The sequence below is a fragment of the Mycobacterium sp. GA-0227b genome (assembly GCF_001499855.1).
Taxonomy (GTDB): Bacteria; Actinomycetota; Actinomycetes; order Mycobacteriales; family Mycobacteriaceae; genus Mycobacterium.
Window position 1 is genome coordinate 377314 of the sequence record NZ_LQIK01000012.1, and the last position, 17122, is coordinate 394435.

18 protein-coding genes are annotated in these 17122 nt (G+C 67.7%); 10 read left to right on the forward strand and 8 right to left on the reverse strand.

Translation table 11 applies throughout. The annotated features are described in order from the left end of the window. Positions 1-28: 28 nt before the first annotated feature. The 3 genes from AU185_RS12245 (at position 29) to AU185_RS12255 (ending at position 3502) form a co-directional block, all read left to right on the forward strand. Entirely contained in the window at positions 29-1237 is a 1209-nt protein-coding gene (locus AU185_RS12245; RefSeq protein ID WP_059098073.1) for an NAD(P)/FAD-dependent oxidoreductase, read from the forward strand. After that, positions 1234-2160, forward strand: coding sequence for an RNA polymerase sigma-70 factor (locus AU185_RS12250; RefSeq protein WP_059098074.1), 927 nt, complete (start codon positions 1234-1236; stop codon positions 2158-2160). The genes AU185_RS12245 and AU185_RS12250 overlap by 4 nt, the downstream gene beginning before the upstream one ends. A 91-nt stretch (positions 2161-2251) precedes the next feature. Beyond that, positions 2252-3502, forward strand: a complete 1251-nt coding sequence (locus tag AU185_RS12255; protein WP_059098075.1) for an aminodeoxychorismate synthase component I — start codon at positions 2252-2254, stop codon at positions 3500-3502. On the opposite strand, the gene rsmI is transcribed toward AU185_RS12255, so the two are convergent. After that, on the reverse strand, positions 3458-4294 hold the full coding sequence (gene rsmI / locus AU185_RS12260; RefSeq protein WP_059098076.1) for a 16S rRNA (cytidine(1402)-2'-O)-methyltransferase: 837 nt from the start codon (positions 4292-4294) through the stop codon (positions 3458-3460). The two genes, AU185_RS12255 and rsmI, sit on opposite strands and share 45 nt — an antisense overlap. Positions 4295-4411: 117 nt before the next feature. Between rsmI and AU185_RS12265 the strand changes: the two genes are divergently transcribed. Both AU185_RS12265 and AU185_RS12270 read left to right on the forward strand, forming a co-directional pair. Next, the gene (locus AU185_RS12265; protein ID WP_231740248.1) at positions 4412-5860 is read left to right on the forward strand and encodes a dolichyl-phosphate-mannose--protein mannosyltransferase; all 1449 of its coding nucleotides are present in this window, start codon (positions 4412-4414) and stop codon (positions 5858-5860) included. A 159-nt stretch (positions 5861-6019) separates the two neighbouring features. Next, complete coding sequence (locus AU185_RS12270) at positions 6020-6844, forward strand: type IV toxin-antitoxin system AbiEi family antitoxin (RefSeq protein ID WP_059098078.1); 825 nt, start codon at positions 6020-6022, stop codon at positions 6842-6844. Here AU185_RS12270 and arcA read toward each other — a convergent pair. After that, positions 6841-8052, reverse strand: a complete 1212-nt coding sequence (gene arcA / locus AU185_RS12275) for an arginine deiminase (RefSeq protein ID WP_172800279.1) — start codon at positions 8050-8052, stop codon at positions 6841-6843. The genes AU185_RS12270 and arcA overlap by 4 nt on opposite strands. A gap of 37 nt (positions 8053-8089) precedes the next feature. Here arcA and soxR point away from each other — a divergent pair, with 37 nt between their 5' ends. Further along, positions 8090-8524 carry a redox-sensitive transcriptional activator SoxR gene (soxR, locus tag AU185_RS12280; RefSeq protein ID WP_059098080.1) on the forward strand — a complete coding sequence of 145 codons (435 nt, stop codon included), beginning with the start codon at positions 8090-8092 and terminating at the stop codon, positions 8522-8524. Positions 8525-8559: 35 nt separating this feature from the next. Next, a complete protein-coding gene (locus AU185_RS12285) occupies positions 8560-9156 on the forward strand; it encodes an alpha-ketoglutarate-dependent dioxygenase AlkB family protein (RefSeq protein WP_059098081.1) in 597 nt (198 codons plus the stop codon). Here AU185_RS12285 and AU185_RS12290 read toward each other — a convergent pair. Genes AU185_RS12290 through AU185_RS12300 form a run of 3 tightly spaced genes read right to left on the reverse strand, consistent with a single transcriptional unit; the run spans position 9153 to position 12251 of the window. Beyond that, positions 9153-9815 carry a DUF5642 family protein gene (locus tag AU185_RS12290; protein ID WP_059098082.1) on the reverse strand — a complete coding sequence of 221 codons (663 nt, stop codon included), beginning with the start codon at positions 9813-9815 and terminating at the stop codon, positions 9153-9155. The two genes, AU185_RS12285 and AU185_RS12290, sit on opposite strands and share 4 nt — an antisense overlap. Before the next feature lie 29 nt (positions 9816-9844). Further along, positions 9845-10486, reverse strand: coding sequence for a DUF5642 family protein (locus AU185_RS12295; RefSeq protein ID WP_172800256.1), 642 nt, complete (start codon positions 10484-10486; stop codon positions 9845-9847). 28 nt (positions 10487-10514) lie between these two features. Beyond that, positions 10515-12251 carry a PE-PPE domain-containing protein gene (locus AU185_RS12300; RefSeq protein ID WP_059098083.1) on the reverse strand — a complete coding sequence of 579 codons (1737 nt, stop codon included), beginning with the start codon at positions 12249-12251 and terminating at the stop codon, positions 10515-10517. 210 nt (positions 12252-12461) lie between these two features. Between AU185_RS12300 and lpqN the strand changes: the two genes are divergently transcribed. After that, on the forward strand, positions 12462-13169 hold the full coding sequence (gene lpqN, locus AU185_RS12305; protein WP_059098084.1) for an envelope biogenesis lipoprotein LpqN: 708 nt from the start codon (positions 12462-12464) through the stop codon (positions 13167-13169). Position 13170: 1 nt separating this feature from the next. Here the strand turns inward: lpqN and AU185_RS12310 are convergent, their stop codons facing one another. Next, the gene (locus AU185_RS12310; protein WP_172800264.1) at positions 13171-14001 is read right to left on the reverse strand and encodes a shikimate 5-dehydrogenase; all 831 of its coding nucleotides are present in this window, start codon (positions 13999-14001) and stop codon (positions 13171-13173) included. Next, a complete protein-coding gene (gene pat / locus AU185_RS12315) occupies positions 14001-14999 on the reverse strand; it encodes an acetyltransferase Pat (RefSeq protein WP_059098086.1) in 999 nt (332 codons plus the stop codon). Before pat ends, AU185_RS12310 begins: the two co-directional genes overlap by 1 nt. Positions 15000-15234: 235 nt before the next feature. Here pat and AU185_RS12320 point away from each other — a divergent pair, with 235 nt between their 5' ends. Together AU185_RS12320 and AU185_RS12325 are read left to right on the forward strand one after the other, a co-directional pair. Next, positions 15235-15855 (forward strand): superoxide dismutase, encoded by a 621-nt coding sequence (locus AU185_RS12320; protein ID WP_059098087.1) that lies wholly within the window; start codon positions 15235-15237, stop codon positions 15853-15855. A gap of 52 nt (positions 15856-15907) precedes the next feature. Further along, the gene (locus AU185_RS12325) at positions 15908-16702 is read left to right on the forward strand and encodes an SDR family oxidoreductase (protein ID WP_059098088.1); all 795 of its coding nucleotides are present in this window, start codon (positions 15908-15910) and stop codon (positions 16700-16702) included. Positions 16703-16731: 29 nt separating this feature from the next. On the opposite strand, the gene AU185_RS12330 is transcribed toward AU185_RS12325, so the two are convergent. After that, a complete protein-coding gene (locus tag AU185_RS12330; RefSeq protein WP_059098089.1) occupies positions 16732-17085 on the reverse strand; it encodes an ArsR/SmtB family transcription factor in 354 nt (117 codons plus the stop codon). Positions 17086-17122: the final 37 nt, after the last annotated feature.

Genomic DNA, 17122 nt, shown 5'->3' on the forward strand with positions numbered 1-17122 from the left:
ATCCGGCGGCGAGCGGTGTCTAGAGGGCATGACTGAACACAACGCACCCAACACACACAACGCACACAACACGAGAGTCGTCGTCATCGGCGGCGGCTACTCCGGAACACTGGCGGCCAACCATCTGCGAACGCGCGGGGACCTCGACATCACACTGGTCAATCCCCGCCCGAAGTTCGTCGAGCGGATCCGCCTGCACCAGCACGCCGCCGGCAACTACGAGGCCACCGTCGACTACGGCACGCTGCTCGGCGAGGGCATCAAGCTGGTGGTCGACACCGCGACACGCATCGACACCGCCACGCGAAGGATCGAACTCGCGTCGGGCCGCGCCGTGAACTACGACTACGTCATCTACGCGGTAGGCAGCACCGGCGCGATACCGGCATCGGTGCCGGGTGCAGCCGAATTCGCCTACCCCATTGCGGAATTGGAGCAGGCGCAGCGGCTGCGGGCCATCCTCGATGATGTGCGTCCAGGCGCTCCGGTCACCGTCGTCGGCGGCGGACTGACCGGCATCGAGTCGGCGGCCGAGCTGGCAGAGCAAGGTCACAACGTGACGCTGGTCTGCGGTGGCCAGTTGGCAACGCCGCTTTCGGAACCGGGGCGGCGTTCGGTCGCCAAGACGTTGCGCAAGTTGGGCGTCACCATCCTCGAAGCCGACGTCGTGACCGAGGTGCGCGCCGACGCGGTGGTCTTCGCCGACGGCGCGGTGCGCCCGACAGCACTGACCATCTGGGCGGCAGGCTTCGGCGTGCCTGAACTGGCCGCGGCCAGCGGCCTGTACACCGACGAACTGGGCCGGCTGCTCACCGACGAGACGCTGACCAGCATCGACGACGATCGCATCGTCGCCGCTGGCGACTGCGCCTCCCCGTCGGGTGTACCGCTGCGGATGTGCTGCGCGTCTGCCGGACAGCTCGGACCCCAGGCAGCCAACACGGTGCTGAGCCGGATCGCGGGCACCGCCCCGGCGAGTTTCCAGTACGGGCTGCCGGGGACGTGCACCAGCCTGGGCCGGCGCGCCGGGATCCTCCAGCTCGGTCACCAGGACGACACTCCGGTGAACTTCTTCATCGCCGGCCGCGTCGGCGCCAAGGTGAAGGAGGCCATCTGCAAGGGCACTATTTGGGGACAGCGTCAAGAGGCGCGCAAACCCGGCGCCTCGTTCTGGTTCAAGGGCGGCCCGCGTCCTTCGCAGCCGGCCTTCGCTCCGAAGGTGGTCACGGAAACGTGACCACCACGGGCCCCACAGCCGGCTCGGCCGGCGAAGGCCACCACGCCGAGCGGTTCACCCATCTGCGGCCGCTGCTGTTCACGATCGCCTACGAGATCCTGGGCAGCACAACGGAATCCGACGACGTGCTGCAGGACAGCTACCTGCGCTGGGCCGACGTCGACCTCGCGACGGTGCGGGACACGAAGTCGTACCTGGCACAGTTGGTGACCCGCGAGGCGCTCAACGCGGTACGCAGCCGGGCACGTCGTCGCGAGGAGTATGTCGGCCCGTGGCTGCCCGAGCCGCTGCTGCTCGAGGACACCGACCCGTCGGCGGATGTGGTGCTGGCCGAATCGGTTTCGATGGCGATGCTGGTGGTGCTGGAGACGCTGACGCCCGACGAGCGCGCGGTGTTCGTGTTGCGCGAGGTGTTCGGCTTCGACTACGACCAGATCGCCGAAGCGGTCGGAAAGTCCGCGGGGACGGTGCGCCAGATGGCGCACCGTGCCCGTGCCCACGTGCAGTCGAGGCGCAAGCGGTTCGGCCCCGTCGACGAACGCCGGACGGCCCAGATCACCGAGCAGTTCCTGACCGCGGCGGCGACGGGCGACGTGGAGGGTCTGATGGCTCTGCTCGCGCCCGGCGTGACCTGGACCGCCGACCACGGCGGCAAGGCCACCGCGATCCGCAGGCCCGTCGTCGGCGCGCGGCGGGTGGCCGCGCTGATGGCCCAACTTTTCCGGGTGGCCCGGGATATGCCGGACATGCGGTTCCACACAGCGGTGTACAACAGCGCGCCGGCCGTCGTGATCTACACCGGCGAGCACCTGGAGGGCCTGTTCGTGTTCGAGGTGACCGACGACAAGATCACGAACCTGTATGCGGTGCGCAATCCGGACAAGCTCGGCGGCGTCACGATCCCCCGGAAGATCAGCCGCTGACTCTTCCTGCGCGCGCAGTCGCAAAGTGCCCTGTTTCGCCGGAATTTCGGGTCACTTTGCGTCTGCTCGCGGGACACAGCAAGCTGGGGTCGTGCGGATCGACCTGCTCGGCGACCTGGGCGGCGCCCCGGCGGTACTGCGCGCCGTCGCGTACGCCGCGGCCGAGCGCGGGCTGGCCGCGCCCGCAGCGCTGATCGGCGACTGGTTCGGCTCGGGTGCGGTCATCGCGCCGACGGTCGACGTGTCACCCGTCGAAGCGTCGCGAGTGTTCGACGTGGCGCCGGGTGGATCAGGAGATGCGGTCGGCGGCGGTTGGTTCGGTTACCTGTCGTATCCGGACGCTGCGGCCGATGGGAATGGCCCGCGTGTTCCCGAGGCTGCGGGCGGCTGGTCCGATTGTGTGCTGCGTCAGGACCGGGACGGACGGTGGTGGTTCGAAAGCCTCACCGGCGCAGCGATTCCGGACTGGGTGGTCGACGCGCTGCGAGTGCCTGCCGAACCGCGGCCGGCTCGCGTCGCGTGGGGCGGGGCCGACCGCGAGGCGCATCGGCGCGGGGTGTTGGCCTGCTTGGATGCGATCGCCGCCGGCGAGGTCTACCAGGCGTGCGTGTGCACACAGTTCCGCGGCCGACTCGACGGCCCTTCGATCGACTTCTTCGTCGACGCCGTCGAACGCACGTCTCCCGCGCGGGCGGCATACCTGGGCGGCGACTGGGGCGCGGTGGCGTCGTTGTCGCCGGAATTGTTCCTGTGCCGGCGTGGTGACCACGTCGCGTCGAGTCCGATCAAGGGCACGCTGCCGTTGTCCGCCGATCCGGCGGCACTGCGTGCGTCGGCCAAGGACGTCGCCGAGAACATCATGATCGTCGACCTGGTGCGCAACGACCTCGGGCGCGTCGCCGACGTCGGCACGGTGACGGTGCCGGAGCTGTTGTCTGTGCGACCCGCGCCGGGGGTGTGGCATCTGGTGTCGACGGTGTCGGCGCGGGTGGACGTCGGTGTGCCGATGTCGGCGGTGCTCGACGCCACGTTCCCGCCCGCCTCGGTGACGGGCACGCCGAAGACGCGGGCACGCCAGCTGCTCACCGGATGGGAACCCGTTCGACGCGGAGTTTATTGCGGCACAGTAGGTCTCGCATCACCCGTCGCCGGCTGCGAGTTGAACGTCGCGATCCGCACCGTCGAGTTCAACGCGTCCGGCAACGCGGTTCTGGGTGTCGGCGGGGGCATCACGGCCGATTCGGATCCCGGTCGCGAGTGGGAGGAGTGCCTGCACAAGGCGGCGCCGATCACGGGATCACGCGCGCGAACGCAGGACCGCGTCGTAGAGCTCACGCCGTGACGGTGCGCCTGGATTCGCCGCGACCACCTCGGCACAGGCGTCCTTGACCCGGATGCCGTCGTCGACGAGTTTGGTGACCTGGGCCACCAGCGTGTCGAGGTCGGCCTTCGGAACGGCGCCGGCCAGCACGACGGTGATCTCGCCGAGGACGCCGTCGGCGGCCCAGTCGGCCAGTTCGGCGAGCGAGCCGCGGACCACTTCCTCGTGCGTCTTGGTCAGCTCGCGGCACACCACCGCCCGTCGCTGCGAGCCGAGTACCTCGACGGCCTCGGTGAGCGTCCCGGCAAGCCGCCGCGGCGACTCGAAGAACACACAGGTCCGCTGCTCGGTCGCCAGGGTGTTCAGCCATGTTCTGCGGGCAGCCTGTTTGCGCGGCGCGAACCCTTCGAAGCAGAACCTCTCGGCCGGTAGCCCCGAGACCGCCAGCGCCGTCGTCACCGCCGACGGTCCGGGCAGGCAATGGACGGCTACCCCAGCATCTATAGACGCCGTCACCAGCCGGTAACCGGGATCGCTGATCAACGGCATACCGGCATCGCTGACCAGCAGCACGGTCGCGCCGGCCCGGACCTCGTCGAGCAGGCCCGACACCCGCGAGGCCTCGTTCTGGTCATAGAGGCTGACCACCTTGGCGGTGAGCCTGACGTCGAGAGCCTGGGCCAGCGTGCGGATGCGGCGGGTGTCTTCCGCGGCGATGACGTCGGCGCCCCGCAGCGCGTCGACCAGCCGTGATGAGGCATCGGAGGGCTGGCCAAGTGGGGTGGCGCCGATGAGCAGTCGGCCGAGGGTCATGCCGGACAGCCTACGATCGCACTCGTGACCGCCCCCGCCACCAAAGCGCCACGCGCGGTCCCCGTCATCAGCCCCGCGCCGCAGGTTCCTGTCGCGGACTTCGGTCCCGTCGACCGCATGCAGGGCTGGGTGATGACGGCCGTCATCGCCGCGCTGGCGGCGGTGACGCGGTTCCTCAACCTCGGGTCGCCGACCGACGCCGGCACGCCGATCTTCGACGAGAAGCACTACGCCCCGCAGGCGTGGCAGATGTTGCACAACCACGGGGTCGAGGACAACCCCGGCTACGGCCTGGTCGTGCATCCGCCGGTCGGCAAGCAGCTGATCGCGATCGGCGAGGCGCTGTTCGGTTACAACGGGTTGGGCTGGCGGTTCTCGGGCGCCGTCTGCGGCGTGATCATGGTCGTGCTGGTGGCGCGCATCGCGCGGCGCATCAGCCGGTCGACGTTGGTCGGCGGCATCGCGGGGCTGTTGGTGGTCGCCGACGGAGTCAGCTTCGTCGCCTCGCGCACCGCGCTGCTCGACGGGTTTCTGGTGATGTTCGTGGTGGCCGCGTTCGGCTGCCTGATCGTCGACCGGGACCAGGTGCGCGAGCGGATGCACGTCGCGCTGCTGGAGGGCCGCATCGGCGAGACGCTGTGGGGACCGCGGCTCGGCGTGCGGTGGTGGCGGTTCGGCGCCGGGGTGCTGCTCGGGTTGGCTTGTGCCACAAAGTGGTCCGGGCTGTACTTCGTCGCATTCTTCGGTGTCATGACGATGGTGTTCGACATCGTCGCGCGGCGCGAATATCGCGTGCCGCGACCGTGGCTGGGTGCGTTCCGGCGCGATCTGGGGCCGTCGCTGTACGCGCTGGTGTTCATCCCGTTCGTCGTGTACCTGGCGTCCTACACGCCGTGGTTCGCCTCGGAGACGGCCGTGAACCGCCACGAAGTCGGCCAGTCGATCGGCGAGCACAGCGCATTGCCGATTCCCGATGCGCTGCGCTCGCTGTGGCATTACACCTATGCCGCGTACCAGTTCCATGCCGGGCTGACCAACGCCGACGGGAACCACCACCCATGGGAGTCCAAGCCGTGGACGTGGCCGATGTCGCTGCGGCCGGTGCTGTATGCGATCGACAACCAGGACGTGGCGGGCTGTGGCGCGCAGTCGTGCGTGAAGGCGGTGATGCTGGTCGGCACACCGGCGATGTGGTTCCTCGCGGTGCCGGTGCTGGCCTGGGCCGTGTGGCGGGCCTTCATCAGGCGCGACTGGCGGTACGCGGTGGCGCTGGTCGGCTACGGCGCCGGTTTCCTGCCGTGGTTCGCCGACATCGACCGCCAGATGTACTTCTTCTATGCGACGACGATGGCGCCGTTCATGGTGATGATGATCGCGTTGATCCTCGGCGACATCCTGCACAAGCCGAACCAGAACGCCGAGCGCCGAACGCTCGGGCTGATCGCGGTGAGCTGTTATGTCGCACTGGTTCTGACGAACTTCGCGTGGATGTATCCGATTCTGACGGGCATCCCGATCTCACAGTCGACGTGGAACATGCAAATCTGGCTGCCCTCCTGGCGATAGCGATAGCGGATACGGCCGGGGATCTGGCACAGAGGCATAGGTGGGTCCCGGGTCCTACACGCGAGATTGCATCCATGGCTGCGATCGCGAGCCACAACCCTGTATGCAATCTCGACCGTAGGAGCGGCAAATGTCAGTAGACCTGGTCAGCATTGCGGCATGGAGGACGTGTTCGTCGGAACTGAGGCGGTGGCCAGTGGCGCACTGACTCGCCGGCAATTGCGCTGGAACTACCGGCGCATGTTCCCAGACGTCTACAGCATCAACGCTGCAAAGCCGCAGCTGGCGCAGCGCATCCTCGGCGCCTGGCTCTGGCCGAAACGGCATGGCGTGATCGCCGGCGCCGCCGCCGCCGTGCTGCATGGCGCGCGACTCGTGAACCAAGAGGTGGACGTCGAATTGATCTGGCGCTGCGGCCGACCGCCTCACGGGATACGGGTCCGCAACGAGCGGATCGAAGCCGATGAGATTGCCGAGATCGCCGGGCTGCCCGTCACCACGCCCGAACGAACCGCACTGGACCTTGCGCGCCATGCCCCGCGCGATTCCGCCGTCGTCCACCTCGACGCACTTGCCCGCGCGACCAGGTTAACGGCGTCTGAAGTAGAACCGTTGCTGGACCGCTACCGCGGCAGCCGCGCGATCTGGCATGCGATCGAAGCGGTGGCACTGATGGACGACGGGTCGAGTTCACCGAGAGAGACGTTGACCCGCCTCGCCCTGTCCGATGCCGGGTTCCCACCGCCCAAAACGGATTTCATGGTGACCGATGGCGGCTGTTCCACACGTGTAGCGATGGGCTACGACGCGCCGATGGTCGGTGTGGACTTCGGCGAAGACAGCTTGGGGATGCAGGAGAAGGCCGGATGGACATTGATTGCTGCGGCCGATGCGACGCCACTGGCCATCATGTGCAAGATGCGGATGGCGGTCGCCGAACGCGGGTATCCGTTGTGGCGGTTGCAACGGCTGTCGCGGGCCTAGAGCGGGTCGCGGCCCGCCGGGCACGACATGCATCGCGGGCCGCCGCGGCCGGTGCCCAGTTCGAATGCCTCGATCGGCAGCACCTCGATGCCCGCGTCGGCAAGGCGCGCATTGGTTTCGACGTTGCGCTCGTAGGCGACCACCACTCCGGGGGCCAACGCGAGCGTGTTGTTGCCGTCGTCCCACTGCTCGCGCTCGGCGGTCACCGGATCGAGACCCGTCGCGATGACTCGCAGCCTGTCGATACCCATCGCCACCGCGGCGGCCTCCACGAACGGCACCTCGTCGTCGATGCGCACTCCACCACTGCCGTCGCGGTGAATCGTGAACGCCGACAGCGAGTCCACCACCGGCGGGTACGTCACCACCGCATCGACGTCGACCATTGTGCAGACCGTGTCGAGATGCATCTGCGCGCGCCCCTGAGCGATGGGCACCGCCAGCACGGTGTGGGCGAGATCGTCGTCGAACAGGCTGCGCGCCAACGCCTCCGCACCGGCGGGCGTGGTCCGCTCGCCCACCCCGACCGCAACGACACCCGGTGCGAGCAGCAACACGTCTCCGCCCTCGACGGGCGCCGACCGCGACTCGTAGGCCCGCCGCACGCCGAGGAACCGCGGATGATGCGCGTAGATCACGTCGGTCAGCGACGTCTCCCGCACCCGCGCCGGCAGCGCCAGCGATGTGATCGCCACCCGCGGGCCGATCCAGAACGATGAGTCGCGGGTGAACAACAGGTTCGGCAGCGGGTCGATGACGAAGTCGGCGCCGTGGTGCATCCGGCGCACCAGCGACAACTCGGCCCCCGACAGGGGCAACTCGTTGAACGTCATGCCCGCCATCAGCACGTGGGCCAGCGGCGCCGGCTCCAGCGACCGTAGATACGCCGAAAGTTCCTGCGCCAGCGGCAATCCCAACCGGCGCGGATCTACCGCCGCTGCAATGCCGTGCATTCTCGCCGCGCCACTGTGCGACAGCGCCTCGGTCAGCAGGTCCGCCAGCAGCAGCACCTCGACGCCGCGGTCGGCCAGCAGCGCGGCGAACGCGTCGTGCTCCTGCTGCGCCCGCGCCACCCACGGCAGTCCGTCGAACAGCAGGGCGTCGTTGTTGCGGGGCGTCAACCGCTGCAACTCGGCGCCGGGCCGATGCAGGATCACCGCGCGCAGTCGCCCGACTTCGGAGTCGCAGCCCAGCGTCACATCTAGCACCGTAACCCGCGAGGTCACCTCAACTATGGTTGATGTTATGGAGTTGATTCACGAGCTGACTCCCGGCGAGATGTCGGCTCGCAGCGGTGTTGCGGTCTCGGCACTGCACTTCTACGAGCGCGAAGGTCTCATCCACAGCCGGCGCACGACCGGCAACCAGCGCCGCTACGCCCGGGAGACGTTGCGGCGGGTCGCGTTCATCCGGATGTCGCAACGGCTCGGCATTCCGCTGTCCCGCATCCGCGAAGCGCTGGCCACCCTGCCCACCGACCGGGTGCCGACGAGCAAGGACTGGGCGAAACTGTCGGCGGGTTGGCGGCAGGATCTCGACGAGCGCATCCTGCATCTGCAGCGCCTGCGGGACAACCTGGCCGGCTGCATCGGCTGTGGCTGCCTGAGCCTGAAGACCTGCGCGCTCACCAACCCCGGAGACATGCTCGCCAACCAGGGCCCGGGCGCGGTGCGGCTCTGACCCGAGTCGAACGCCTGTGCGATAGAATCGCGATCATGGAGCTGGCTCTGCAGAGCTCGCTGTTCGAGCACGCCGAACGCCGCCATCTGGGCAACGGCGCCTGGATCGACTACCGATCCGGGTGGCTGGAGGATGCCGACACGCTGTTCGAGGAACTGTCCGACGTCGTCCCCTGGCGCGCCGAGCGCAGACCGATGTACGACCGCGTGGTCGACGTGCCCCGGCTGGTCTGCTTCGTGAATCTCGTCGACGAGCCGCCGCCGCATCCGCGACTCAAACAGCTCCGCCGTCGGCTCAACGACGCCTATGCCGGTGAACTCGGCGAACCGTTCACCACCGCCGGGCTGTGCCTGTACCGCGACGGCAACGACAGCGTCGCCTGGCACGGCGACACCATCGGGCGCAGCAGCTCCGAGGACACCATGGTCGCGATCGTCGGGCTCGGCGCCACAAGGACTTTCGCGTTGCGCCCGCGTGGCGGCGGTAAGTCGCTGCGCCTGCAGCACCGGCACGGTGACCTGCTCGTCATGGGCGGGTCATGTCAACGCACTTGGGAGCACGCCATTCCGAAGACGGCACGACCCGTCGGCCCGCGGATCAGCATCCAGTTCCGTCCGCACGACGTGCGCTAGGACCTGACCGCCTTCACCGCGGCGACGAGGAGGTCGCGGGCGCGTTGAGTGTCGACCTTCGCGACCGGCTTGTCGGGCAGGACCAACGGGTTCGCCGTGACGATCACCAGGAACGAACCGAAACTGGCGAGGTAGTTGTAGAGCTCACCGGTGCGCGGCTTGCCGTCGGCGGTTGTCTGCAGGACGCGGTGGGTTCCCAACGTCTGGACACCCTCGATCTGCGGCGCCTCGACGACCTCGACCAGACCGCGCACTGCGCCGCCGGCGAAGCCGACCTTGCGGCAGTTGTCGGTCGGCGGATTGACAGAAGCGGCCTCCGATGTCTCGACCGCGATCGCGATGAAGCGGTTGCCCTCGCCCTCGGCCGTGGTCGCCGCCATGTTGCCCCTGGCGCCTTCGGGCACCATCTGCTGATTCGCGAACGAGGAGCAGTCGGGCGGTTCGAACTTCATGCCCGGCGGCAGCGCTTGGCGGCCGAGCAGCCGCGGGTCGATACCGGTCGGCCCGACGTCGGTGACCGTGAAACCTGGTCCGAAGCTTGTCCGCACGTCTTTGACACGGACGATGTCGGCGCGCGACGGATCGTCGGCCGATTGGCCGGTCGCACACGCGGTGAGCAGGCCGGCGCATGCGAACACCATCATCGGGCTCTTCGACATCGCCGCACAGGCTACCCGGGGATGCGGCCTCAACCCCGTAACGCGGACACCGTTTCCCTCATCAAGGTGGCGGCGAAGGCCGAGCCGAGTTGCGGGTTCGGTGAACCGGGGTCGGTGACGACCGCGACGAATGCGACGTGGTCATCGAGGTACGCGGTGACAGTGTCGGCCTCCGAACGAGTTTCGGTCCCGCCTTCGACGACCGTCGTGCTGGCCGTGGCCAACGCGACCGTCGGCGCGTCGTCGATGACCGGTGCGGGTCCGAGCGTGACGGTCCCCGTGGTGCGCCCGCCCGCCACGGTGAAGCGCCCGCATTCGTCGAGTGTCCCCGGATCGACGTGTCCTGCCGCCTCGGCGACGACGGCGTAGACGATTCCTCCCGGTCCCGATGCCGACCAGCCGCTGGTGTTCGCGGCGCCGTCGGCGGGATCGATCAGCGCAGCGCACATCGGCGGATCGGCGCTCCACTGCGCGCCGTATCCCCATGCGGTGATCGGTCCGAGCGGGTCCTCGAGGTTGGAGACCTCGTAACCGGCGGGAAGCGCACTTCGGGCGCGCTCTATTCGGGCCGGGTTGATCTGCGGCGGATCCTCAGCCGACGGCGCCTGAGCATGGGACGGTTCCGGCGGCCCGCCGCATGCGGCCGCGCAGAGTGCCAGGACCGCCGCCACGGCGACGCCGGGACCGCTGATCGCCCGGTTACGCCGCGGCCTGCCCTTCGGACCCGTCGGCCGCGTCCTCGCCGGGGTCGTTTTCCGTCTCGGTCTTAGGTGTGCCGTCGGCGTCGGGCGGGTCACTGGGCTCGACGCCCGCCTTGTTCTGTGAATCGAATTGGATGGGACCACGCACCTTGGGATTGTCGGGTTTGGTGCCCACCACCGGCGTTTCCGTCTCGAGGGGGTCGTCTTCAGCTTCCTCGTCGCCCGATTGATCAACGACCTCTTCCTCATCGACTGGAGTATCGACTGGGGTCTCATCCTCGTCGAGTGTCGTCTTTTCCTCGACCGTGTCGAGGGGCTTCTCCTCGACCGTGTAGGCCGGCTTCTCGACGATGTCGAGCGGCTTGTCGCCGGCGGTATCGTCACCGAGCGGCTCTCCCGCGGGTTCGGGCTCGTCGACGGGCGATTGGCCATCGTCGACAACCGTGCCGCCGATTTCGCCGTCGCCCTCGGCTGACCACGACATCGACCTCCGCATGTCGCTCTCGTCGAGCGGCGGCGGCAGGTCCGGGCCGCCGACACCGAAGGGGCTGGTGGTCGGCTGCGTGCCCAGCGGGCGGAACGTCGGATCTCCGGCGATCTCGGCGAGCGCGTCGTCGATACCGGTCGGAATCGCCGCCACGAGATTGAGCGCCGTCTGGATCGGATTCCGGAAAGGAAGCAGGCCCACTTTCGTCCCGACGCCGGGGCTGACGTCACGTGCGTAGGCACCCTCGATCAGCACGCGAAGCGGCGCGTCCAGAAGCGTCAACACCGGCGACGGCACCACACCCTCGAACGGCATCAAGATCGGCAGCCGCTTCGTCGGGTAGAGGTAGTAGTCGGTGTCGCCGTGGCTGCCCTGGTAGAGCGCATCGTCGAAGTCCGCGTTCTGCAGATCACCGTGCAGGTAGTAGTAGCCGGCGACGGCGTTGAGGATGGCCAGCACGTTGGTGAGGCTGGCGGGCGCATCACCGCCGAGACCGTCGTACTGCGCCGCCACGTCGACCGTCGGCATACACGGCCCGCCCGCCTGCTCGCAGGTGTTCGTCGGGGTCGCGCCGTGGAAGGTCACGCCGAGGATCGGGATCGTCAGTCCCTCCGGCCCTCGCGCCAGGATGCCGCCGTTGGGCCGCATCGGATTGGCCAGCAGGAAGAACGACGTCTCCCCCGGGTCTTCCCCCGCCCTCGGCGTGGTGATCAAGCCCCGCTTCACCAGAGACGCGACCACGGCACTCTGCGAGTACCCGAAGATGACGTAGTCCTCATCTGCAGGAGGCGCCGGAAGCGTCGGCGGGGGCGTCGGCAGATTCGGGTCGACGCTGTAACTGGCGTCCTCGTTGTAGACACAGGACGCCGCTCCGCGAACGCATCCGTCCAGGCTCAGCACACCCTCGCGGACGGAGGCGTCGAAGGTCTTGGTGCCGAACACCGGGAAGAACTGAGCGGGATAGACGACGGCATAGACGTTGCGGTCGACGTCCTCGATCGGTGGGTGCCCCGGACCGGTGGGCGAGCCCGCCGCCGGGTTGATGAAGAAGGTGACGGCGTCGTCCAAGTACTCGCTGATGAAGGCCGGATCATCGGGCGGGGAGCTCAACGGGTGTTCTGTTCCACCCATGATCAGCGCGCTCGCCGCCAAGTGCACCGCGGTCGCGGCCGTCCACGCGACGACCAGGACGATCGCCGCGAGCACAGCCAGACACATCGCGCCGAGCGAACGCAGCGCTGTCTTCATTCGCGCACCATCCGACGACATCGCGCGTTCCCCTTCCGACACCGTGGCCGTTGCCCCCACACAGTCTGCACACAGCTAACCATCTCAGACTTCTCCAGCAAAGTTCTTGCGGAGGTTTGCCGTCGGCAACCGGCTGCCGAGTGGAGTTTCCCTGCATGCGATGGATGGCGCCCGTAGGCTACGGCGCAGATCAAACTGTTGGAGGAGCGAATGAGCAGTGCGATGCGGACCGGAATCATCGCGGTTGCGGCCGTCGCACTTGGCCTTGGCCTGGCCGGGTGTGGATCGGACACCAAGAGCGAGTCAACGACGCCCTCGGAGGAAACCAGCGCAGCGGCTGCCGGCACGACGGAGCCTTCGGCCGCCCCACCGCCCGGGTCGGCAAAGGCCACGGGCGCCAACTACACGATCGTCGAGTACATCCGGGACAACGGGATCGTCGAAACCCCGGTCAGACGCGGCGATCCCGGCGCCCCGGACATCGAGCTGCCGTTTCCCCCCGGCTGGAGTGATGCTGGACCCCGGGCGCCGGAATGGGCTTACGGCGCGATCGTTTCCGATGACCCCGCGATGGCACAGGATCCCCCGACCGTCATCGCGCTGGTATCGAAATTGACCGGCAACGTCGACCCGGCGAAGATCCTCGAATTCGCCCCGAACGAGATCAAGAACATGCCCAAATACGAAGGGGCCGAGGAAGGTTCGCCGTCCACCCTCGCCGGCTTCGAGGCGGTGCAGATCGGCGGCACGTACACAAAGGACGGCGTCTTGCGGGCGATCGCTCAGAAGACCGTCGTGATACCCGGCCAGGACGGGCTGTACGTCCTGCAACTCAACGCCGACGGCCGCGAGGACCAGATGGGTGCGCTGATGGATGCCACGTCGGTCATCGACGAGCAGACCACCATCACGCCCTGACTCAGGCGCGTGACACCGCGGAGGCGGCCATGATCTGTTCGTCGGTCGGCCGTATGCCGGTGTAGCGCTCGAACTGCTCGGCGGCCTGCAGTGCGATCACCTCCGCGCCGGTGATCACTGCGACACCCGCCTTGCGTGCCGCCTTGATGAGCGGTGTCTCGGAGGGCATCGCGACCACATCGAAGACGTGGTGCGCCTTGGCAATCGCGGCATCGTCGAAGGACTTCTCGCTCGCCTCGGGCGCGCCGGCCATTCCAACGGGCGTCACGTTGACGAGTACGTCGGCCTCACGCGAGCCCATCTCGGCCACGTAGTCGTAGCCCAGGCGGCCGGCCAGCGAACGACCGGTCTCGGCGTTTCTCGCCACGATCGTGCCGTGGTCGAATCCGAGGTCGCGGAATGCAGCGCCGACCGCACTGGCCATCCCGCCACTGCCGTGGATGACCACCGACTGTGACGGCTGCAGCCCGTTCTCGGCGATAAGGCGTTGCACCGCAAGGTAGTCGGTGTTTGATGCGGTGAGCCTGCCACCGGGCACAGACAGGTCGTTGACGATCGTGTTGACCGCGCGGATCGACTGTGCCGACTGCTCCACCTCGTCGACGAGCGCCAGGACGTCTTGTTTGAACGGCATCGACACCGAACAGCCGCGGATACCGAGCGCCCGCACTCCCCCGATCGCCGCTGCGATATCCGTTGTCGTGCACGCTTTGTAGATGAAGTCGAGGCCGAGCAGGTCGTACAGGTAGTTGTGGAACCGGGTCCCGATGTTGGTCGGCCGGCCCGACAGCGAGATACACAGTCGGGTGTCCTTCGACAACGGCACGCGCATCAGCCGACCGCCCGCACGACCTGAGACGCCGCGTCGCGGATCTGTTTGGTCAGCTCAGCCGAGAACGGCGGGTTGGACGGGCGCGGTACGTCGATGGTGGTGGTGACCACCCCGAGGTCGTCGCGCTGCCAGCGCGCGCCGAAGCGGGTCAGGATGCTGCGCATGGGATAGTTGTCGGAGAGCACCCGCGCGGTGAATCGTTGCACGCCATGGTAATTCGCGGCGATCGCGAGCGCGCCCATGAGGAACGTTCCGACGCCCTTGTTCTGATAGGCGTCAGCGACGATGAACGCCACCTCCGCAACGGCGAGGTCCTTCTCGTCACGCACGAAGCGCCCGTCCGCGACGACCGGGCCGTCGGGACCGTCGGTCATCACCCAGACGAAGTGGTGGTCGTAGTCGACCTCGAACAGATAACGCATCAGCGACTTGCTCGGAACACGAACCGATTGGAACCGTCGGTACAGCGTCTCGCTGGAGAATTCGACGGGACCTTTGGAGGTGCGTTCGTTGTCGCCGGGCAATACCGGCCGCAGCCACAACTTGGTTTCGTCCCGTAGCCGGATCGGGATGGGGTTCACGTAGGCGGCGAGACGCTGTCGGGCGGTGCTCAGCAGCCGGTCGAGCATGCCCGGGATCTCGAGCAGCGTGGCGAACGCTTCGCGTCCGCCCACCCATCCGCGCACGGGTTGGGTGGCGATGACGGTTGCGGTGCGCGCCGTGTCACGCAGCAGCGCGATCTCGCCGACGATCATCCCCGCCGTCAGCTTGGCGACGGTGTCGTGCCCGTCGACACCGACGTGGGTGACCTCGGCCTCGCCGGAACCGATCAGCAGAAAGGACACCGCGAGTTCGCCTTGATGCATGAGCACCTGCCCGGCGGCGGCGTTGAGCGGACTCAGTTGGGCCGCCAGCGGAACCAGGGCCTCGGCCCGATAGCCACCGAAAACTTCCAACGCGGTGAGTTCATCGGCGCGGACGCCGGTCGGACCGGCCACGTTCTGAGGCTACGGGCTCATCGTCGCGTCCGGCAAGGAAAGGCGCCGGTCGGCGGAAGTGGAGCGGGCCGGCCGTGGTACTTCGCCACCCGCCGGAAGACAAGTCGCCACATGATGTGCTGCATCGATGTCGTCCACGGCCGCCCGCGGGACACAGGATACCACAACATCTGAACAGGTAGACAGGTATAGATTGCCGCCATAGGCTACGACTGCAGATCAGAAAGGAAGCCCAATGGCCGAGTACACCCTGCCTGACCTTGACTACGACTACGGCGCCCTGGAGCCGCATATCTCGGGACAGATCAACGAGATTCACCACAGCAAGCACCACGCCACCTACGTCAAGGGTGTCAACGACGCGATCGCGAAACTCGAGGAAGCGCGCGCGAACGGCGACCACGCGGCGATCTTCCTCAACGAGAAGAACCTCGCGTTTCACCTCGGCGGGCACGTCAACCACACGATCTGGTGGAAGAACCTCTCGCCGAACGGCGGCGACAAACCGACCGGCGATCTGGGTGCCGCCATCGACGACCAGTTCGGGTCGTTCGACAAGTTCCGGGCGCAGTTCACGGCGGCGGCCAACGGGTTGCAAGGCTCGGGGTGGGCGGTGCTCGGTTACGACACCCTGGGTCAGCGGTTGCTCACGTTTCAGCTCTACGACCAGCAGGCGAACGTGCCGCTGGGCATCATTCCGCTGCTCCAGGTCGACATGTGGGAGCACGCGTACTACCTGCAGTACAAGAACGTGAAGGCCGACTACGTCAAGGCGTTCTGGAATGTCGTGAACTGGGAGGACGTGCAGAACCGCTTCGCCGCGGCCACCAGCCGAGCAACGGGGCTGATCTTCTAGTCTCTAACCGGGCGGCCGGGGCGGCCGATCCGGAACCGACGGAGGCGCGCCGATGAGCGACGATCAGTTCAGCACGCACACACAGCTTTTCGACCTCACCGGCAAGCGAGCCCTGGTGACCGGCGGCACCAGAGGCGTCGGCGCGATGCTGACGCGCGGGCTGCTGCAGGCGGGCGCCCGCGTGGTGATCAGCTCCCGCAAGGCCGAGGGTTGCGAACAGGCCGAAGCTGCGCTGTCGAGATACGGCGAGGTGCGCGCCGTGCCCGCCGACCTCTCTCGGCACGACGAGTGCCTGCGGTTGGCCGAAGAGGTCGCCGGCGACGGCGAACCGCTGCACATCCTCGTCAACAACGCCGGCGCGACATGGGGTGAGCCGCTGGAGAGTTTCCCGGATTCGGCGTGGGACAAGGTGCTCGACCTGAACGTCAAGTCGCCGTTCTGGCTCGTTCAGGCGCTGCTGCCAGCCCTTCGCCTCGCGGGCACTGCGGACGATCCCGCCCGGATCATCAACGTCGGCAGCATCGACGGCATCCGGGTTCCGCAGTTGCCGACCTACTCCTACAGCAGCAGCAAGGCGGCCGTGCATCAGCTCACCCGGGTGCTCGCCCGTGAGCTCGGGCCGCAGCACATCACCGTGAATGCCGTTGCCCCAGGACCGTTTCCGTCGAAGATGATGGCGGCGACGCTCGACGCGTACGGTGACCAGATCGCGGCGTCGGCACCGCTGCGCCGGATCGGACGCGACGACGACATGGCCGGGATCGCAGTCTTCTTGGCGAGCCGCGCGGGCGCGTATGTGACGGGAGCGATCATCCCGGTCGACGGCGGGATCGCGACGACCGCCTAGCTGAGTCTGCGACCACTGGGCCGCCGCCCCTAGGCGGTCGAGTCGCTTGCGCCCATTCGGAGATGCTCGATGTGGTAGATCGCCTCGTCGAGCAACTGGGCGACGTGGTTGTCGTAGAGCCGGTAAACGATGTTGCGGCCGTTTCGGTCGCCCGCTACCAGGCCGAGCGCACGGAGCAGCCGCAGTTGGTTGGAGACTGCCGGTTGTTCCATACCCACGGCGGCAGACAGTTCGCCGACCGAACAGGGTGACTGCCGGAGCCGCGTGAGAATCATGAGCCGGTTGGGCGAGGCGAGCGCCTGAAGCGTCTCGGCGACTTTGACAGCCGAGGCCGAATCAAGAGTCGCCGGAGGCGCAGCTCTGCCTTGGACACCGTGTCCCATCGCTCAATTGAAGCACGGTCCAGCCGGCCGCATGACA